The 16,371-nt window shown below is 74.5% G+C and carries 13 protein-coding genes; 5 read left to right on the top strand and 8 right to left on the bottom strand.

Translation table 11 applies throughout. The features are described from left to right. Nucleotides 1–5 precede the first annotated feature (5 nt). Nucleotides 6–770: a maleylpyruvate isomerase family mycothiol-dependent enzyme gene (locus tag EV188_RS14925; RefSeq protein WP_166659890.1), complete on the top strand. Its 765-nt coding sequence runs from the start codon at nt 6–8 to the stop codon at nt 768–770. On the opposite strand, the gene EV188_RS14920 is transcribed toward EV188_RS14925, so the two are convergent. From EV188_RS14920 to EV188_RS14910, 3 genes are all read right to left on the bottom strand, one after another. Next, nucleotides 771–1,721 carry a hypothetical protein gene (locus EV188_RS14920; protein WP_133827016.1) on the bottom strand — a complete coding sequence of 317 codons (951 nt, stop codon included), beginning with the start codon at nt 1,719–1,721 and terminating at the stop codon, nt 771–773. 89 nt (nt 1,722–1,810) lie between these two features. Next, entirely contained in the window at nt 1,811–2,263 is a 453-nt protein-coding gene (locus tag EV188_RS14915; protein ID WP_133827015.1) for a hypothetical protein, read from the bottom strand. 367 nt (nt 2,264–2,630) lie between these two features. Then, entirely contained in the window at nt 2,631–3,569 is a 939-nt protein-coding gene (locus tag EV188_RS14910; protein WP_133827014.1) for an NADP-dependent oxidoreductase, read from the bottom strand. An 82-nt stretch (nt 3,570–3,651) separates the two neighbouring features. Between EV188_RS14910 and valS the strand changes: the two genes are divergently transcribed. Next, nucleotides 3,652–6,216 (top strand): valine--tRNA ligase, encoded by a 2,565-nt coding sequence (gene valS, locus EV188_RS14905; RefSeq protein WP_133827013.1) that lies wholly within the window; start codon nt 3,652–3,654, stop codon nt 6,214–6,216. A 4-nt stretch (nt 6,217–6,220) separates the two neighbouring features. Next, nucleotides 6,221–7,201, top strand: coding sequence for a DUF6925 family protein (locus EV188_RS14900; RefSeq protein WP_133827012.1), 981 nt, complete (start codon nt 6,221–6,223; stop codon nt 7,199–7,201). 23 nt (nt 7,202–7,224) lie between these two features. Here the strand turns inward: EV188_RS14900 and EV188_RS14895 are convergent, their stop codons facing one another. Then, on the bottom strand, nt 7,225–7,542 hold the full coding sequence (locus EV188_RS14895) for an adhesin (RefSeq protein ID WP_133827011.1): 318 nt from the start codon (nt 7,540–7,542) through the stop codon (nt 7,225–7,227). On the opposite strand from EV188_RS14895, the gene EV188_RS14890 reads away from it, so the two are divergent. Beyond that, complete coding sequence (locus EV188_RS14890) at nt 7,508–8,854, top strand: hypothetical protein (protein WP_133827010.1); 1,347 nt, start codon at nt 7,508–7,510, stop codon at nt 8,852–8,854. The two genes, EV188_RS14895 and EV188_RS14890, sit on opposite strands and share 35 nt — an antisense overlap. Before the next feature lie 73 nt (nt 8,855–8,927). Beyond that, nucleotides 8,928–9,437, top strand: coding sequence for a hemerythrin domain-containing protein (locus EV188_RS14885; RefSeq protein WP_133827009.1), 510 nt, complete (start codon nt 8,928–8,930; stop codon nt 9,435–9,437). Between the two features lie 9 nt (nt 9,438–9,446). On the opposite strand, the gene EV188_RS14880 is transcribed toward EV188_RS14885, so the two are convergent. The 4 genes from EV188_RS14880 to EV188_RS14865 form a co-directional block, all read right to left on the bottom strand. After that, the gene (locus EV188_RS14880) at nt 9,447–10,592 is read right to left on the bottom strand and encodes a hypothetical protein (protein WP_133827008.1); all 1,146 of its coding nucleotides are present in this window, start codon (nt 10,590–10,592) and stop codon (nt 9,447–9,449) included. Between the two features lie 234 nt (nt 10,593–10,826). Beyond that, nucleotides 10,827–11,516 carry a hypothetical protein gene (locus tag EV188_RS14875; protein ID WP_133827007.1) on the bottom strand — a complete coding sequence of 230 codons (690 nt, stop codon included), beginning with the start codon at nt 11,514–11,516 and terminating at the stop codon, nt 10,827–10,829. Further along, entirely contained in the window at nt 11,517–15,743 is a 4,227-nt protein-coding gene (locus EV188_RS14870) for a putative T7SS-secreted protein (RefSeq protein ID WP_133827006.1), read from the bottom strand. After that, nucleotides 15,740–16,324, bottom strand: a complete 585-nt coding sequence (locus EV188_RS14865; protein WP_133827005.1) for a hypothetical protein — start codon at nt 16,322–16,324, stop codon at nt 15,740–15,742. The genes EV188_RS14870 and EV188_RS14865 overlap by 4 nt, the downstream gene beginning before the upstream one ends. Nucleotides 16,325–16,371: the final 47 nt, after the last annotated feature.

Genomic DNA, 16,371 nt, shown 5'->3' with positions numbered 1-16,371 from the left:
CCCGCATGCCCCCGGTGCCCCAGTACCTCGACGAGATCACCCGGCACACCAAGGCGTTCTCGGACGCCGTGCGTGCCGCCGGGCACGCCACGCCCGTGCCGTCCTGCCCGGACTGGACGGTGCGCGACCTCGCCGACCACCTCGGCGGCGTGCACCGCTGGTGCACGGTGACCGTCGGCAACCCGGGGACGAAGCTGAAGCGACGCGGGGCCACGGCCCCGCCGATGCCCGACGACGAGGCCGAGGTCTCGCTCTGGCTCCTCGAGGGCGCCGCCGCGCTGACCCAGGCGATCCGCGACGCCGGCGAGGACACGCTGGTCGGCGGCTTCGGGACCATGGTGCCGGTGTCGTTCTGGGCGCGGCGGCAGTGTCACGAGACGCTGGTGCACCGCGCCGACGCCGAGCGCGCGGCGGGCCGTCCGCTGCTCGCCGACGTCGACCCGGTGATCGCGGCGGACGCCGTCGACGAGCACCTCGCGATGGTCGCCATGGGGGCGTCGCGGCGCGAGGGGCTGCGCGCCGACGGCGCGACGCTGCACCTGCACGCCACCGACGAGGGGCTCGGCGACGCGGGCGAGTGGGTCGTGACGCTCGGCGCGGACGGCCCGACGATCGAGCGCGCGCACCGCAAGAGCGACACCGCCGTGCGCGGTCCCGCCCGGGCCCTGCTCACCGTGCTGACGAACCGCGAGAGCCCCGAGGTCGCCGGTGTCGACGTCCTCGGGGCTCCGGACCTGCTCACGCTGTGGCGCGAGCACGGCGGTGTCTAGCTACAGGTTGCCGGTGAAGACGGCCGGGTCGTGGCTGAACGACGGGGTGACGTCGACCTGGGCCTCGCCGGTGTTCGCGGCCGTGGAGAACGCCAGCTCATAGGTCAGGCTGCGGCCGGGCTGGAGCTGGTTCTGGGGGGGCGTGCCCGTCTCGGCGTCGAAGATCTGGGAGGCCGGCGCGCCGCCCGTCGACATCGCGGCGTGGAGCAGCACCGGGTCGAACGCGGCGCCGGTGTTGTTCGTGACGCGGATGGTGACGCTGTACGCGTAGGGGTTGGTGTTCCCGGCGGCGTAGCTCGAGGGGTCGTAGGAGGTCGGCTCGCTCACCGTGACGGCGAGGCCGTCGGCGTAGGTGAAGGTCTGACCGAAGGCGACGGCGGAGGTCGCCGGGGCCGGCGCGGAGGCGGGCGGGGTGCCGGCGCCGATCGAGGACAGGTCCTCGTTCAGCTGGGTCACGGCGTTCGCGACGATCACCAGGCCGGTGATCCCGAGCGCGATCGCGAGCACGCACGCGATGACGCCGGCGACGGCGGTCCTGATGTTGGTGGCGACGCGCTTGCGGGCCCGGGTGACGCCGACGAGGCCGAGCACGAGCCCGACCAGGCCCAGCAGGATCGCTCCGAAGCCGAGCAGCGGGATCATCCCGACGACCAGGCCGCAGAGGCCGAGCACCAGGCCGGTGATGCCGAGGCCGTTGCGCGGGGCCGGCATCGGGACCATCGGGCCCGCCGGGACCATCGGGGCCTGCGGCGCCATCGTCGCCGGCCGCATCCGGGCGGCGTCGAGCGCGGCCCGCGGGATGGGCGTGGTCGGGGCGTCGACGACCGACGCCTCGGCGGCACGGCGGGACGGGCGCGGAGTGACCGTGATCGGTCCCGACGGGTGCGGCTCGTGGCCGAAGCCCTGCGCTCCGGAGGGAGCGCGGTGGCGGGGCGGCTGGACGACGGTCATGGCTGGTATCCCCCGACGAGATGTGTGGTGACCGCCGTTCGGCGGTCTTGCCGCACATGTCGTCGGGGGACCCCGGCCGTTAGCACCCGTCACCGGAACGAGTGAGGGCCCTCCGCCGTCTCGGCCGTGCACGGCGTCACGAGCGGCCGGCTCCGGAGGCGCCGCGGGGCCGGAGGAGCCGGCTCCGGCTCCGGCTCCTCCAGCACCACCACGCGCAGCCAGCGCCCGGCGATGGGCTCGATCCGCACGCCACGGCCACCCACGGCCTCCGCCACCCGACGGGCCGGCGCGAGCAGGTCCGACGGGACCATGCCCGGCATCAGCTCGACGGTGAAGGTCACCGGCGGACCCATCACCACCCCGCCGATGCGCGGGGTCGTGATCGTGACGCCGGCCGCCACGTGGGTCTTCGTGCGCACGCCCGTGAACTCGGCCGCGGCCCGGAACTCGCGACGCACCTCGGACTCGAACGCCCGGGCGATCGCCTCCTGGCGTCGCGCTGCGGCGCCACCGCGGAAGGACGGCATCAGAGGAATGGACACGGTGCGGAAGATCCAACTCATGGTCGCCCCCTTTCGAGCGCAGAGGATCGACGCGCGAAGAATGGCGTCGACGACGGCAGAGAATTGCCGGGAGAATGGCGCAGACATGCGCGTCCGACCGCGGAGCGGGGACCATGAGCAGCAGGGACGTCCGGAGACGGACGTTCAGAAGCGTGCGCGGAGCGGGCGAGGCCTCAGCAGACCGCGGACACGGGTCGGACCTCGATGACGGTCGCGAAGCGATATCCGTCGGTCGTCGTCAACATCATCAGGTCCTCCTCTCCGTGTACGAGGAGGACATTAGAGCGCGCGAGGTGGCGCTGTCCACGATTTCCGCAGAATTCGCGGGACGATTCTTCGACAGATCTCAGAGCGTGAGCACGAGCTTGCCGAACGTGGATCCCTTCTCCAGTTCGCGGTGGGCCGACGCCGCCTCCTCGAGGGGGAACGTGCCGGCGACGCGCACGCTCAGCGCGCCCTCGGCGAGGAGCCGGGCGATGCCGGTGAGGGCGATGCCGTCGGGCTCGACCAGGAAGTCGGTGACCCGCTTGCCCTCGGCGTGCGCCTGCTCGGTGAGGCCCTCGGGCACGCCGGAGGGCACGCAGACGAGCAGCCCGCCGGGGCGCGTCACGGCGAGCGAGGAGGGGCCGTTGACCTCGGTGAGGTCGACCGCGACGTCGATGTCCCGGGTCGCCCGGGCCACGTCCTGCGTGTGGTGGTCGATCGCCTCGTCCAGACCGAGCGCGGCGAGCTCGGCGTGCTTGGACGCCGAGGCCGTCCCGACGACGTATGCCCCGCGCGTCTTCGCGATCTGCACCGCGAGGTGGCCGACGCCCCCGCCCGCGGCGTGCACGAGGACGCGCTGGTCGCACTGCACGTCGGCGGTGTCGACGACGATCTGCCAGGCGGTCAGCGCGGCGAGCGGGGTGGCCGCGGCGGTGACGTCGTCGACGCCGTCGGGGATGTGCGCGAACTGCCGGGACGGCGCGGTGACGTACTCGCCGTAGCCCCCGGCCTCGCGCGGGAACCACGGCATCCCGAACACCCGGTCGCCGACCGCGAACCGCGTCACGCCCATGCCCACGGCGTCGACCACCCCGGCGACGTCCCAGCCGACCGTGAAGGGCGGCGCGGTCATGTCGTCACCGAGCCCGGCGCCGCCCGCGCGGACCTTGGTGTCGACCGGGTTCACGCCGGCGGCCGTCACGCGCACCCGGATCTCGGTCGGGATCGGCTCCGGGACCGGGGCGTCGGTGACGTGCAGGACCTCGGGTCCGCCTGCCGTGTCCTGGGTGATGCGGCGCATGTCCCCGGCGTGCCCCGGACCCGTCGTGCGCACACCCTGAGCAGGCCGGAAGTCGCGTGAGGTCGATTAGTAAACTGGAGTGATGCAGTCCGACCCCGGCACACGCGTGCCCGAGAAGCCGACCCTCGATGGCCTCGAGGACCGGTGGGCGGACGTATGGGAGAACGAGGGCACCTACGCGTTCGACCGCTCCGCGACGCGCGAGCAGGTGTTCTCCGTCGACACCCCGCCGCCGACGGTGTCCGGGTCCCTGCACGTCGGGCACGTGTTCAGCTACACGCACACCGACATCGTCGCCCGCTTCCAGCGCATGCGCGGCAAGCAAGTCTTCTACCCCATGGGCTGGGACGACAACGGGCTGCCGACCGAGCGCCGCGTGCAGAACTTCTACGGCGTGCGCTGCGAGCCGAGCCTGCCCTACGACCCGGACTTCACCCCGCCCGAGAAGCCCGGCAAGCAGCAGATCCCGGTCTCGCGCAAGAACTTCGTCCAGCTGTGCGAGACGCTGACCGCCGACGACGAGAAGGCCTTCGAGGCGCTCTGGCGGCGCAACGGCCTGTCGGTCGACTGGTCGCACGGCTACCAGACCATCGATGCCCGGGCGCGCGCGATCAGCCAGCGCGCCTTCCTGCGGAACGTCGAGCGCGGCCAGGCGTACGTGTCGATGGCCCCGACGCTGTGGGACGTCACCTTCCGCACGGCGGTCGCGCAGGCCGAGCTCGAGGACCGCGAGCACACCGGCGCGTGGCACCGGATCGCGTACCACGGCGCCGACCAGGACGTCTTCATCGAGACGACGCGCCCTGAGCTGATCCCCGCGTGCGTCGCGCTGATCGCGCACCCCGACGACGAGCGCTATCAGGCGCTGTTCGGCACGACCGTGCGCTCGCCGCTGTTCGACGTCGAGGTCCCGGTGCTCGCGCACCCGGCCGCCGAGATGGACCGCGGCGCCGGCATCGCGATGTGCTGCACGTTCGGCGACCTCACCGACGTCCAGTGGTGGCGCGAGCTCGACCTGCCCAACCGCACGGTGATCAACCGCGACGGCCGCCTGCTGCGCGAGACCCCCGACTGGATCACCTCGGAGCAGGGCCGCGCCCGCTACGAGGAGATCGCGGGCGCCACGGTGTTCTCCGCCAAGGAGCGGATCGTCGCCATGCTCACCGACACCGGCGAGCTCAGCGGCGACGTCCGGCCCGTCACGCGCCCGGTGAAGTTCTACGAGAAGGGCGACAAGCCGCTCGAGATCGTCTCCAGCCGCCAGTGGTACATCCGCAACGGCGGCCGCGAGGACCGTGTCCGCGAGGAGATGCTCGAGCGCGGTCGCGAGCTGCAGTGGCACCCCGAGTACATGCGCCACCGCTACGAGGACTGGGTGCGCGGCCTCAACGGCGACTGGCTCGTCAGCCGCCAGCGCTTCTTCGGGGTGCCGGTGCCGGTCTGGTACCCGCTCGACGGCGAGGGCGAGGTCGTCCCCGACAAGCCGCTCGTCCCGGACGACGAGGCGCTGCCGATCGACCCGACCACCGATGTCCCGCCCGGGTACACCGCCGACCAGCGCGACGTCCCGGGCGGGTTCACCGGCGACCCGGACGTCCTCGACACCTGGGCCACCTCGTCGCTGACCCCGCAGATCGCGGGGCGGTGGAGCGTCGACGACGACCTGTTCGCGCGCGTCTTCCCGATGGACCTGCGCCCGCAGGGCCACGACATCATCCGCACCTGGCTGTTCTCGACGGTGCTGCGCAGCCACCTCGAGCACGACAGCCTGCCGTGGGCGCACGCGGCCCTGTCCGGCTGGATCCTCGACCCGGACCGCAAGAAGATGTCCAAGTCCAAGGGCAACGTCGTGACGCCCATGGACCTGCTCGTCGAGTTCGGCTCGGACGCGGTCCGGTACTGGGCGGCCGGCGGGCGGCCGGGCGTCGACACGGCGTTCGACCGCGGCCAGATGAAGGTCGGCCGACGGCTCGCGATGAAGCTGCTCAACGCCTCGAAGTTCATCCTCGGCGTCGGGGTCCCGGCCGGCGAGCCCGACGTGTCCGCGGTGTCGACACCGATCGACCGCGCGCTGCTGGCCCGCCTCACCGAGGTCGTGGAGAAGGCCACCGCGGCCCTCGAGAACTACGACTACGCGGTCGCCCTCGAGATCACCGAGCAGTTCTTCTGGTTCTTCTGCGACGACTACCTCGAGCTGGTCAAGTCCCGCGCCTACGGCGAGTTCGACGAGGCCGGGCGCGACTCGGCCCGCGCGACGCTCGCGGCCGCGCTGCGGGTGCTGCAGCGGCTGTTCGCGCCGGTGCTGCCGTTCGTGGCCGAGGAGGTCTGGTCGTGGTGGCAGGAGGGCTCGGTCCACCGCGCCGCCTGGCCGGACATCCACGAGCTCGCGACGTCCGCCGAGGTCGACCCGCAGGTCCTGACCATCGCCTCGGACGTCATCGGCGGCATCCGCCGCGCGAAGTCCGAGCAGAAGCTCTCGATCCGCACCGAGGTCGAGAGCCTCTCGGTCCAGGCCGCACCGGCCGCGCTCGAGGCGCTGCGCGAGGCCCTGTCCGACGTGCGCGCGGCGGGCCGGGTGCGTGACGTGGAGCTGGTCGTGTCACCGGACGGCGAGCTCGTCACCACCGTCGGCGGCCCGACGGCCTGAGCCGGTGGACGACCTCCTGGCGTGGGTCACCGACCCCGACGCCGGCTGGAGCGTCGGGACCTTCGGGGCGCTCGCCGAGTTCCTGCGGGATCCCGACGAGCCGGCATCCGTCTCGCGGACGCCCGGGCGGGCGACCGTCGTCACCACGCGCGGCGGCGTCGACGTCCACCCCACCGGCGACGTCGTGCCGCTGGCGTGGGAGCGCCGCGCCGGCGACAGCTGGAGCCAGGCCGTCGCGCTGTGTATGCCCGCGGACGGCGCCGGGCGTTCGGTGATCACCGAGCTGGGCCCGGATGTCGACGCCCTGCGCCCCGAGGACCGCGACGCCGTGCTCGTCGACCTCGGCGTCGGCGCGCCGCACCTGGCGGCCTGCGTGCGGACGAGCGATGCGGCATTGCTGGCATCGCTGCGCGCCGTGGAGGGGCGCCCGCTCGCCGAGGCGGGTGCGGTGGCCGGCCTGCTCGTCGAGGCCGGGCCGCACCGGGTGTTCCGGACGGCGGTCGCGCGGCTCGAGGTGTTCACGCCGATCCCGCCGCCCGACGGGACGAGCCCGGACGGGCCGCACACCCACCTGCTCCCGCGTCTGCTCGCGGCCGGGCGGACCCACGCGGCCACCGACCCGATCCCGGCCGGCCGCGCGCCCGGGGCGACGCTGCACCTGCCCCACCCGACGCGGACCGTCGAAGGCCGGCCGATCCCGCCGCGGCCCGAACATCACCGGCGCGCGCAGGAGACGCTCGTCCGGTACGGCGAGCCGTCGGCGGTCACGGCGAGGGCGGCGGTGGCCGAGGCGCTGGCGACGTCGGCCGAACCGCCACCGTGGGCGCTGTCGCGCGACCACCGGGCGACCGTGGAGCTGGCGCTACGACAGGCGGAGGAGCTGGAGCCCACGCACCCGCACCTCGGGGCGTGGCGAGCCCGGGTGCCGCGGGAGCGCTCGGAGAGCGAGGGTCAGCCGCTCACCCACGACCCGGCGCAGGGATGACGCGCGCCGAGCCGCGTGGCGGGTCAGTCCTGGAGCTCGGACTGCGGCGTGATCGCGAAGCGGAACTCGTCCCCTTCGCCGCGCTCGGCGTCGGGCACCCGCTCGACGTCGAGGACCTTGTCGTCGAGAGCCGACGCGGCCTGGGGCTCGAGGAAGATGACGGCGCCGCCGCCCTCGAGCACCGTGTCGTCCGCGGCGGGCGTCGGGGCCACCGAGAGCTCGAGGCCCTCCTCCGCCATGTTCGGGGTGGCCGCGATGCGCAGACCCGACCCCTCGGGCATCTCGTTGGACTCGAGGATGGACGAGATGGCCTCGGCCGCCGTCTCCGTCAGTGCCAGCATGCCTCGTTACCATACGGGTCACGGATTGGTCACGCACGCGGATGCGCGAGCCGTCACGCGACGGAAATCCCCAGCTCCACGCCCGAACACGGAGGGGAACGACAGGATGGCCCTCCCGGTGAGCCCTGATCCCACCGATCGGCGCGCTGCGGTGCTCCGAATGCTCGAGGAGTCACCAGACGGGCTGACCGACGCCGCCCTCGCCGGGCAACTCGGTGACGGTGTCCGTCCCCAGACCGTCAACCAGCTCTGCCGCCGCCTCGTCGCCGAGGGCGTGCTGGAACGCGTCGGTACCCGCCCGATCCTCAACCGCCTCCCCGCCCCGAAGCCGCGCCGCGGACGTCGTCCGGCGTCGTCGAAGAACGGGACGGCGGCGCCCGCCGTCTCCGAGCCGACGTCCGGAGCGACCGCGACGTCGCCGAAGCGCCGAACGCGCACGAAGACGGAGACGGACCCGGCCCCGGAGGTCGTCCTCTCCCCACCAGATGCTTCGGAAACCGGAGCATCTGCCGAGACCGAGCCGGCACCCGTGGCGGCCGCACCGCCGAAGCGCCGGACCCGCACGAAGACCGAGGCGCCGCCGGCACCCGAGGCTGTCCTCTCTCCGCAAGACGCTTCGGAAACCGAAGCATCCGTCGCCACCGACCCCCCTCCCGGAGCGGCGCCGAAGCGCCGTACGCGCAAGAAGGCCGAGGCGACACCGGACCCGGCACCGGAGGCCGTCCTCTCCCCACAGGACGCTTCGGAAGCCGAAGCATCCGTCGAGACCGGGCCGGCGGCGCCGGTCGAGCCCGTCACCATGCAGGAGGCGGCGCGCAGCGACGGCGGGGTGAGCGCGAACGGTCAGGGCTCGGCGCCGGTCGCGGACGAGCCGGTCGAGGGCTCGGCGTCGTTCGGCCCTCCGCCGTACGACGCGCTGCAGGCGTGGTCGCGGGTGGTCAACGTGCAATCCCTCGTGGCCGACTGGCTCGTGCGGCGGGGCGCGACGCTGCGGTGGGCGTCGGCCGACGGCAACGGCCCGGCGCGGGACCTCATCGCGTCACTCGACGGCGACGACGTCCACGTCGAGGTCACGGGCTGGCCGTCGGACGGGGCACGGACGCACCCGACGACCATCGCCGGCGACTGGTTCTCCGCCGCCGAGCACGCCGCCACCGAGCGGCGGCGAGCCCACCCGCGGGCGCGGATCGTCATCGCGCTGCCCGACACCCGGCGCTACCGCAGCCTCACCGAGCAGCGCGCGGCATCGCTGGACGGCGCGCGGGCCGAGGTCTGGTTCGTCGACCCGGCGGGGGCCGTGCACGCGAGGTGAGGCTTGCCTGCCGGTTGTCCCGGGCGAGGTCCGGGTACGACCGAGCACGCCACCATGCGAACGAGAGGTATCCATGTCCGCCGACATCACCGAGATGATCCTCGACGACCACGACTGGTTCCGGCGCCAGTTCCTGCACCTCGCCGACCTGCGGGAGCAGACCGAGGAGGCCGAGAAGGTCTGGAACTCGCTGGCCGTCCAGCTCGAGATCCACGCCTCCGCCGAGGAGCAGCACTTCTACCCGTCCATGGCCCGCCGCATCGACGACGAGGACGCGTCGGCCACCGAGGACGCGATCGGCGACCACGACGAGATCCGCGAGGGCACCGAGAAGGCGCGCAACGCCGAGGTCGGCAGCCAGGAGTGGTGGGACGCCATCGACGAGACCGACAAGGCGAACAACCACCACATGGCCGAGGAGGAGCGCGACGACCTCGCGCCCTTCCGTAAGGAGACGACGCTGGCGTTCCGCCAGGAGCTCGGGGCGAAGTTCGAGCAGTTCAAGGTCGAGCACGCCGAGGGCCGCGGGCTGTCGTTCGAGGAGAAGGACCCCGAGAAGTACGTGGAGGCCGTCACCTCCTGAGCACGGAGCTCAGCGGCCGCCCTCCCCGCCGAGCCGGTCGAAGCCGACCGGCACCACGGGCGAGAGCGTGCCCGCGTCCGCGGCCGGCACGACGGCGGGGTCGGGGGCGGTGGCCAGCACGGTCCCCGCCCCCGCCAGGCTCAGCAGGAGGAGGCCCGCGAGCGCCGGCACGGCCCAGATCGGCGTGCGGTCGCGCCCCGACGTCGCGCGCGGGACGGGGACCACCGCCGACTCGCGCGGCGGGACGGCCTCGCGGCCGGGGACGCGGATGCCGTCGGTCGGCGTCGGGTCGTCGACGAAGTGCGGGCGCGGCAGGACCAGCGCCGCCGCCCCCTCCAGCGAGGACGTCCCGACGGGTGCCGTGACGACCGAGCCGGCCGGGGTCGCGGCGAGCTGCTGCGCGATCGGCGTGACCTCGGGGGCGATCACGAGGATGTGGGCCGCGTCCTCGGCAGCGGTGCCCTCGACGGTGTCGCGCAGGGCGTGCCCGACGAGGCCGGTGAACTCGTCGCGGGTCACGTAGACCTCGGCGTCGCCCGCGGTGACGACGAGCTCCTCGCCGTCGGTCGCACACATCAGCCGGCGGGCCTCGTGCAGCTCGTGGCTGAGGTGGGCGGCGTCGCGCCGGCCGACGTCGTCGGTGCGCGTGCGCAGGGCTTCGGCGATCCCGGGCGCCACGACGGCGAGCTTCGCGTGGACGACCCCGGTGAGCAGGGCGTCGAGCCGACCGCCGAGGTCCCGCGGCGCGCCCTCGCCGATCTCGACCCCGTCGTCCGAGGTCCGGATCGGCCACACGGCAAGGTCGTCGCCGCGGGCGTCGACAACGGTCACGGGCGTCCCGGAGCCCCACCGCGCGAGGTGTCCGCCGACCCACGACACGGCGTCCGGCAACCACGACGGCTCGGGGAACCGCGCGAGCCGGACCGCCTCGGAGAGCGCGGTGAAGCGGTCCTCGTCGAGGTCGCCGGGGACGACGAGCACGAGGTGGTCCGGGCGGCCGTCCTCGGCCTCGACCAGCTTGAGGAGCGACGCGCTCAGCGTCCCGGCGTCGCCGTCGACGAGCTCGACGTCGATCGGGCGGTGGTCATCGTCGTCGACGCGGACGGCCCGCAGCGATCCCGGCACCGCTTCCAGCACCATCGTCCACCGGTCCACGTCTCCCCCTTCGGTGCGCGCCCGTCACCCGAACAAGTGTGTCGACACTCGTCTGTTCGGCGCAGCGTCGCGCCACGTTAGCCCTTCCCGGGATCTTGATCCACGATCGATACCTCGCGGTAGTCCGTTCGCCGATCAGTAGTGACGAGAAGATGCCGGCGCGCTGACGCGGAGGGGCGGGACGGCGGCGGTGTCGATCCGCCGGCGACCGCTCCGTGCGGGTTCTCCGCAGCGTCAGCCCGTCTGACGCCAGGGACCGGCGAACACGACGGTGAGCTCCGGGCCCGCCATCGTCGCGACGTCGTCCGGCAGGAGCTCCATGGTCAGGAGCACCGTGGCCGCCAAGTGGGTGTCGCGCTGCCAGAGCGTGTCCAGGCCCTGGACGACGGCGAGCACCGGGCCGCGAGCGATGCCGCCTGACCGTTCCGGGGAGACCCGCGGCCCAGGTGGCAACGAGACCTCCTCCTCGATGCGCCGCAGGAGGTCTGCATCGTCGAGGACGTCACCGACCTCCAGACGGGTCGCCGTCGCGCCGACCCCGAGGTAGAACTCGATCACCGTGCCGATCGATGCGTCCCCCACGAACCACGGTCGACCGTCGCGGACGGCGTACTCCGCGGGGAAGTCGATGGACACGGGGGACTCCACGCCCGTCGGGGGGTCGAGGAGCTCACCCCGCGAGCTGACGCGGACCTGGGCCGGATCCTCGGGATAGAACGCGGACCGGTCGAGAACGCGACCGGTGCCCTCGAGATCCTCGCTCTCCAGACCGACGGTCTCCCCGCCGTCGTCGACGCTGTAGTACCAGCGCCCGTCCTCCTCGGCCCGACCGATCACCGCGCTGACGCGACGAGCCACGCCGAGACGTCGGGTCCTCGGGTTGTCCTTGATCAGGACGACCTCGTAGAACTTCAGCGGCTCCATCTAGTGCGTGATCCTTCCTCGCAGCGACACGTTCAGGTGCCTCCCGTCGGGCGACAGGTGTCCGAAGTGTTCCCTGCCGATCGCGCTCAGCTGGACATCCCATTCGAAGGGTTCGCCCGCGGTGCGGGACGGGCCGGGCACCCACTCGTTGCCGTGTCTGTCGATGTACCCGTTGCTCGGCCCTCGCCGGAACGGCTGATCGCTCGTCCATCCCCGGTGCGGCACGAAGCGGAGCCCCTCGTCCGGCAACCCGACCTCCGTCCCGGGTCCCGCCTCTCGATATCGACCCCGGTAGGTGTGCTTCTTCCCCTCGCATCCCTGCAGCCCCAGCGGGTCGATCTCCGCGGTCGGGTTGGGGACGTAGTTGTACGGGTGCGGCGACGGGGCGAGGCCCAGCGGGTCCGGTGACGCGTACTGACCCGTGTCGGGGTCGTAGTAGCGGTGCAGGTTGTAGGCGAGACCGGACTCGTCGTCGTGGTACTGGCCCGGGAAGCGCAGCGGCGTCGACGCGCCCGTCCACACCGTGCGGCCCCACAGCGAGGCCCGGGCGGCACCGACGACCTCGCCGTCGGGCGCGACGAGCTCGGTGGGCGTGCCGACGATGTCGGTGACGATCGCGTGGAAGCGCTCGTCGACCTCGTCGTCGGTGAGGGTCCGGGTGAGCTGGGCGAGCGGCCGGTGCGTGCCGGGCTCCCACTCCCACACCGTGGTCCCCGCGGCGCCGGCGACCTCGGCGACGACGGTCCCGTCCCACGCGACGTGGACCTGCTCGAGCACCTGCCCGTCGTCGCCGAGCCGCTCCTTGGCCACGCGGCGCCCGAGCACGTCGTAGCGGTAGCGCCAGCGGGCGCCGTCGGGCGTGGTCACGCCGATCAGGCGGTCGAGGGCGTCCCACGTGAAGTGCCAGGTCAGCGGCCGTGCGCCGAGGCGGCGACGCTGGCGCAGGACCACGCGGCCGTCGGCGTCGCGGCGCACGACCAGCGAGCCGGCGCGACGGACCCGCGTGCCGTCGAGGACGTGCGGTTCGCCGATCCCGGACGCGACGAGGGTGCCGGCGGGGTCGTAGCGGTAGCGCTCGTCGCCCACGGCCGTCACGCGGCCGGCCGGGTCGAGCTCGTAGCGCCGGGAGCCGTCGGGGTCGTCGACGCCGACGAGGTGGTCGTCGGCGCGGTAGGTCCACGTGCGCCGGGGCCCGCCGCCGAGGCGCTGGTCGACGAGGCGACCGCGCTCGTCGAAGCTCCGGGTGATCGACGCCGCGCCGACGGCCCGCGCGGTCTCCCGGCCAGCGGCGTCGACGGCGAAGGTCATGCGCTGCCCGCCGATCTCCAGCGCGGCGGGCCGGCCGACGGCGTCGAGGGTCCACCGGCTCGCCGCCCCCGACGGCACCCGGCGTCCGACCACCCGACCCGCGGCGTCGCGCTCCAGACCGACCGTCCGGCCGTCGACGCTCTCCGCGACCACGCGCCCCGCGGCGTCCCGGTCGATCCGCAACGAGGCCCCGGGTGACGACGCCGAGACCAGGCGCCCGGCCGCGTCCCAGCCGAACCGCTCGGGCTCGCCGTCGAGCCACCGTGTCGTCACCCGCCCGCAGGCGTCGTACTCGTAGCGCACCTCCTGCCCGGACGCGTTGCGCCGGCGGACCACGCGGCCGAGGGCGTCGCGGTCGAGGGTGACCGCGCGCCCCTCGTAGTCGGTCTCGGCGACGACCCGGCCGGCCGGGTCGTACGTCGTGCGCCACGTCCGGCCGCCGGCGTCGCGGACCCCGACGACGCGGCGCAGCGGGTCCCGGACGATCTCGGTGCGCGCACCGTCGGCGGCGACCACGGCCGTGACCACGTCGAACGCGCCGTACTCGCGCCGGGTCTCGGCGCCCACCGGGTCGCGGACGGACACCTCGTTGCCCTCGCCGTCGTGCTCGTGGGCCCACGTCGCGCCGTCCGGGGCCGTCCGGCCGGCGCGCAGGCCCTCGACGGTCCAGGCGTAGGACGTGCGGGCGCCGAGCGGGTCGGTGCGCCCGACGACGCGCCCGAACACGTCGCGCTCGACGCGGGTCACCGCACCGGTCGGGTCGGTGACCGCGAGCGGGCGGCCCGCCGCGTCGTTCTCGACGACGGTCCGCGCCCCGAGCGGGTCGACGACCGCGACGACGTGCCCGGCGCCGTCGCGCTCCCAGCGCGTGGTGGCCCCGGTGGGGTCGGTGACGGCGACGAGCCGGGCGGCGTCGTCCCGCTCCCACCGGGTCGTCGCGCCGGCCCCGTCCACGACGGCGAGGACGTTGCCCACCGTGTCGCGCTCGACGTGCTCGGCCGACCCGTCCGGGTGCTGGACGCGCACCACCCGCCCGGTGTCGTCGTGGACCCACCGGGTGGTGCCGCCGAGCGCGTCGGTGCGCGCGAGGAGACGGTCGCCGTCGCCCCACACCGAGCGGGTCACGGCGCCGAGCTGGTCGACGGTGCGCACGATGCGGCCGCGCGCGTCGTGCTCGAAGCGCTCGGTGTGCCCGAGCGCGTCGGTCGACGCGGTGACGCCGCGGCCGTAGCGGAACGTCCAGGCCATCTCGCCACCGTCGGCCGACCCGGCGACGCAGCGCCCGCGCTCGTCGTAGCGCGAGCGGAAGACGACGCCGTTGCGGTCGGTCCACGACGTCATGCGCCCGCTCGCGTCGTAGCCGAAGCGCAGCGGGAGGCCCGAGGAGTTGACGACCTCGGCGAGCTGCCCGTCGACGTGGGCGAAGGTGACGACCGGGGAGCCCACGCGGAACGCCGTGACCAGGCCCGCCGGGTCGGTGGCGACCTCGACGTGGTGCCCGCCCGAGTGGCGCACGGCGGTCGGGCGCCCGGCGTCGTCGCGGTCGACGGCGACGTGGTCGCCGCCGGGCACCGACCACCCGGTGAGCGCCCCGCTCGCCGCGAACGTGTGCTCCAGGCCGGACGCGGGGTCGGTCAGCACCCAGCCCGGGCCGTCGCGGGCCAGGGCCCACCGCGGCGCGTGGTCGGGCGCGGCGGGGAGCACGGCCTCCTCCGCTGCGGGCGCGGGGTACACGACGACCACCGCGTCCTCGCGGACGAACCACACCGCGCCGCCCACGAACTCCAGGCGCTGGTCGAGCGTCGAGGCCCAGCGCGGCCCGAAGTGGCGGCCGAGTTCCCAGCTCGACACGTGGGTGCGCGTCAGCACGAGGGGCAGCGGCGCGTCGATCGCCAGGTCGACCTGGGTGAGGATCTGCGCGCCGCTGACCACGTCGACCGGATCGGCGCGCGTCGCGAGCCGTTCCAGCGGGCGGTTCTCGCTGCGCCCCGCCGCCCGGGCCAGCTTCCCCAGCCGTCCGGCGGCCCCGCCGCCGCCCGTTGCGGCGGTCAGCGCGGCGTTCGGGACGAGCTCGCCGAGCGCGCCCGCCGGGTCGCTGCCCCAGCCCGTGCCGACGGCGCCCTTGACCAGCTCGGTGGGGTGCGCGACGGCCCGGACCAGCCCGGCCCCGGTCGACGACAGGTTCGCGCCGGCCTGGGCGGGGTGGGTGAGGTTGTAGGGGTCGAGCGGGTTGATCGTGCGCCCGAACTGGACGAGCCCCTCTGCGCCGCGGCCGACCCCGGCGAGGAAGCGGTCCTCGACGGTGCCCGCGACGCCGAGCGTGTCGGCGACGTTCGCGCCCAGCTGGGCCACCGTCGACGGCGGGGGTGCGGTGAGCTCGCCGGCCCCACGCACCTCGCCCGCGACCCGCGCGGCGGCGTCGTCGCGGCCGCGGCGGGCGTCGGCGAGGAGCTGCTCGGCACGCGCGAGGTCGCCGGTGGCCGGGTCGGCGAACGGCTCCATCGCGGGCGGCGCCTGACCACCGGCGACGGCCACGTTGTGGACGTCGACGCGACGGCTGTAGTCGGCGCGGGCCGCCTCGGACGCCGCGAGGGCGCGGGCGTGCACGTCGATCGCCTCGCCCGCCCGCTGCTGGGCGAGGGTGACGGCGCCGGCGAAGTCGCCGAGGGCGCGCGAGGCCCGGTCGAACGCCGTGGCCGCGTCGCGCCAGCCCCGCGGGGTCTCCCCGAACCGCGCCCGGAACTGCTCGGCCGCCTGCCCCGTCCACTGGCGGAGGTCGATGCGCTCGAGGCCGTCGGCGGCCGCCCCGAGGTGGTCGGCGAACCGGCGCAACCGCCCGGCGCGCTCGGTCAGCGCCGCGGGATCGCCGCCGACCAGCTCCCGCGGGTCGGTGGTGGCGCCGAGCGCGGCCTCGGTCACTCCACGATCTCCCCGAGGCCCTCGAGGTCCGCCAGGTCGCCCGCGAACGGGTTCTCCCCGTCGAGCGCGCGGCCGATGCGCCCCGGCGCCGACTGCTCCCAGAGGTCCCGGCCGACCTCGCCCCACTGGTCGGCGGAGCCCTCGGCGGCCGCCTGCGCCGACTCGCCGGAGAAGTCGGGCGCCAGGTCGGCGCCGACCTCGCCCCAGGTGGCGTCCTGGGCCTCGTCGAGATCGGTCGCGGGGTTGCCGGCGGCCAGCGCGACCAGGCGCCGCAGCTCCCCCGACACCGAGGTGTCGACGCCGTCGTACTCGATGCCGGCCGCGTCGAGCGCGCCGGCGACCGCCTGCCCGTCCTGCACGAGCGTCCGCAGGCCCCACCCCCAGCGCTCGAGGAAGCCGTCGAAGGACTCGCCCACCAGGGGGTGCCCCGACTCCTCGCCGCCGAGGGCGAGGAACGACAGTCCGCGCCCCGACTCGGCGAGGTAGCCGTGGCCCACCTCGCCGAGGGTGTCGACGACGCCGCGGATGCCCTGCGCGGTCCGCGCGAGCATCGCCGGGTCGACCCCGAATCCCTCGGTCACGCCGGCGATGCTGCCCCGTCAGCGATTGCCGTGGGTGCCGTTCTGCG

Source organism: Actinomycetospora succinea, assembly GCF_004363095.1.
Taxonomy (GTDB): Bacteria; Actinomycetota; Actinomycetes; order Mycobacteriales; family Pseudonocardiaceae; genus Actinomycetospora; species Actinomycetospora succinea.
This window is presented reverse-complemented; position numbering and strand designations above follow the sequence as displayed.

Coding starts and splice junctions, on each gene's coding strand:
- EV188_RS14925 (WP_166659890.1), top strand. CDS start 6: ATGCCCCCGGTGCCCCAGTACCTCGACGAGATCACCCGGCACACCAAG.
- valS (WP_133827013.1), top strand. CDS start 3,652: ATGCAGTCCGACCCCGGCACACGCGTGCCCGAGAAGCCGACCCTCGAT.
- EV188_RS14890 (WP_133827010.1), top strand. CDS start 7,508: ATGGCCTCGGCCGCCGTCTCCGTCAGTGCCAGCATGCCTCGTTACCAT.
- EV188_RS14895 (WP_133827011.1), bottom strand. CDS start 7,542: ATGCTGGCACTGACGGAGACGGCGGCCGAGGCCATCTCGTCCATCCTC.
- EV188_RS14885 (WP_133827009.1), top strand. CDS start 8,928: ATGTCCGCCGACATCACCGAGATGATCCTCGACGACCACGACTGGTTC.
- EV188_RS14920 (WP_133827016.1), bottom strand. CDS start 1,721: ATGACCGTCGTCCAGCCGCCCCGCCACCGCGCTCCCTCCGGAGCGCAG.
- EV188_RS14910 (WP_133827014.1), bottom strand. CDS start 3,569: ATGCGCCGCATCACCCAGGACACGGCAGGCGGACCCGAGGTCCTGCAC.
- EV188_RS14875 (WP_133827007.1), bottom strand. CDS start 11,516: ATGGAGCCGCTGAAGTTCTACGAGGTCGTCCTGATCAAGGACAACCCG.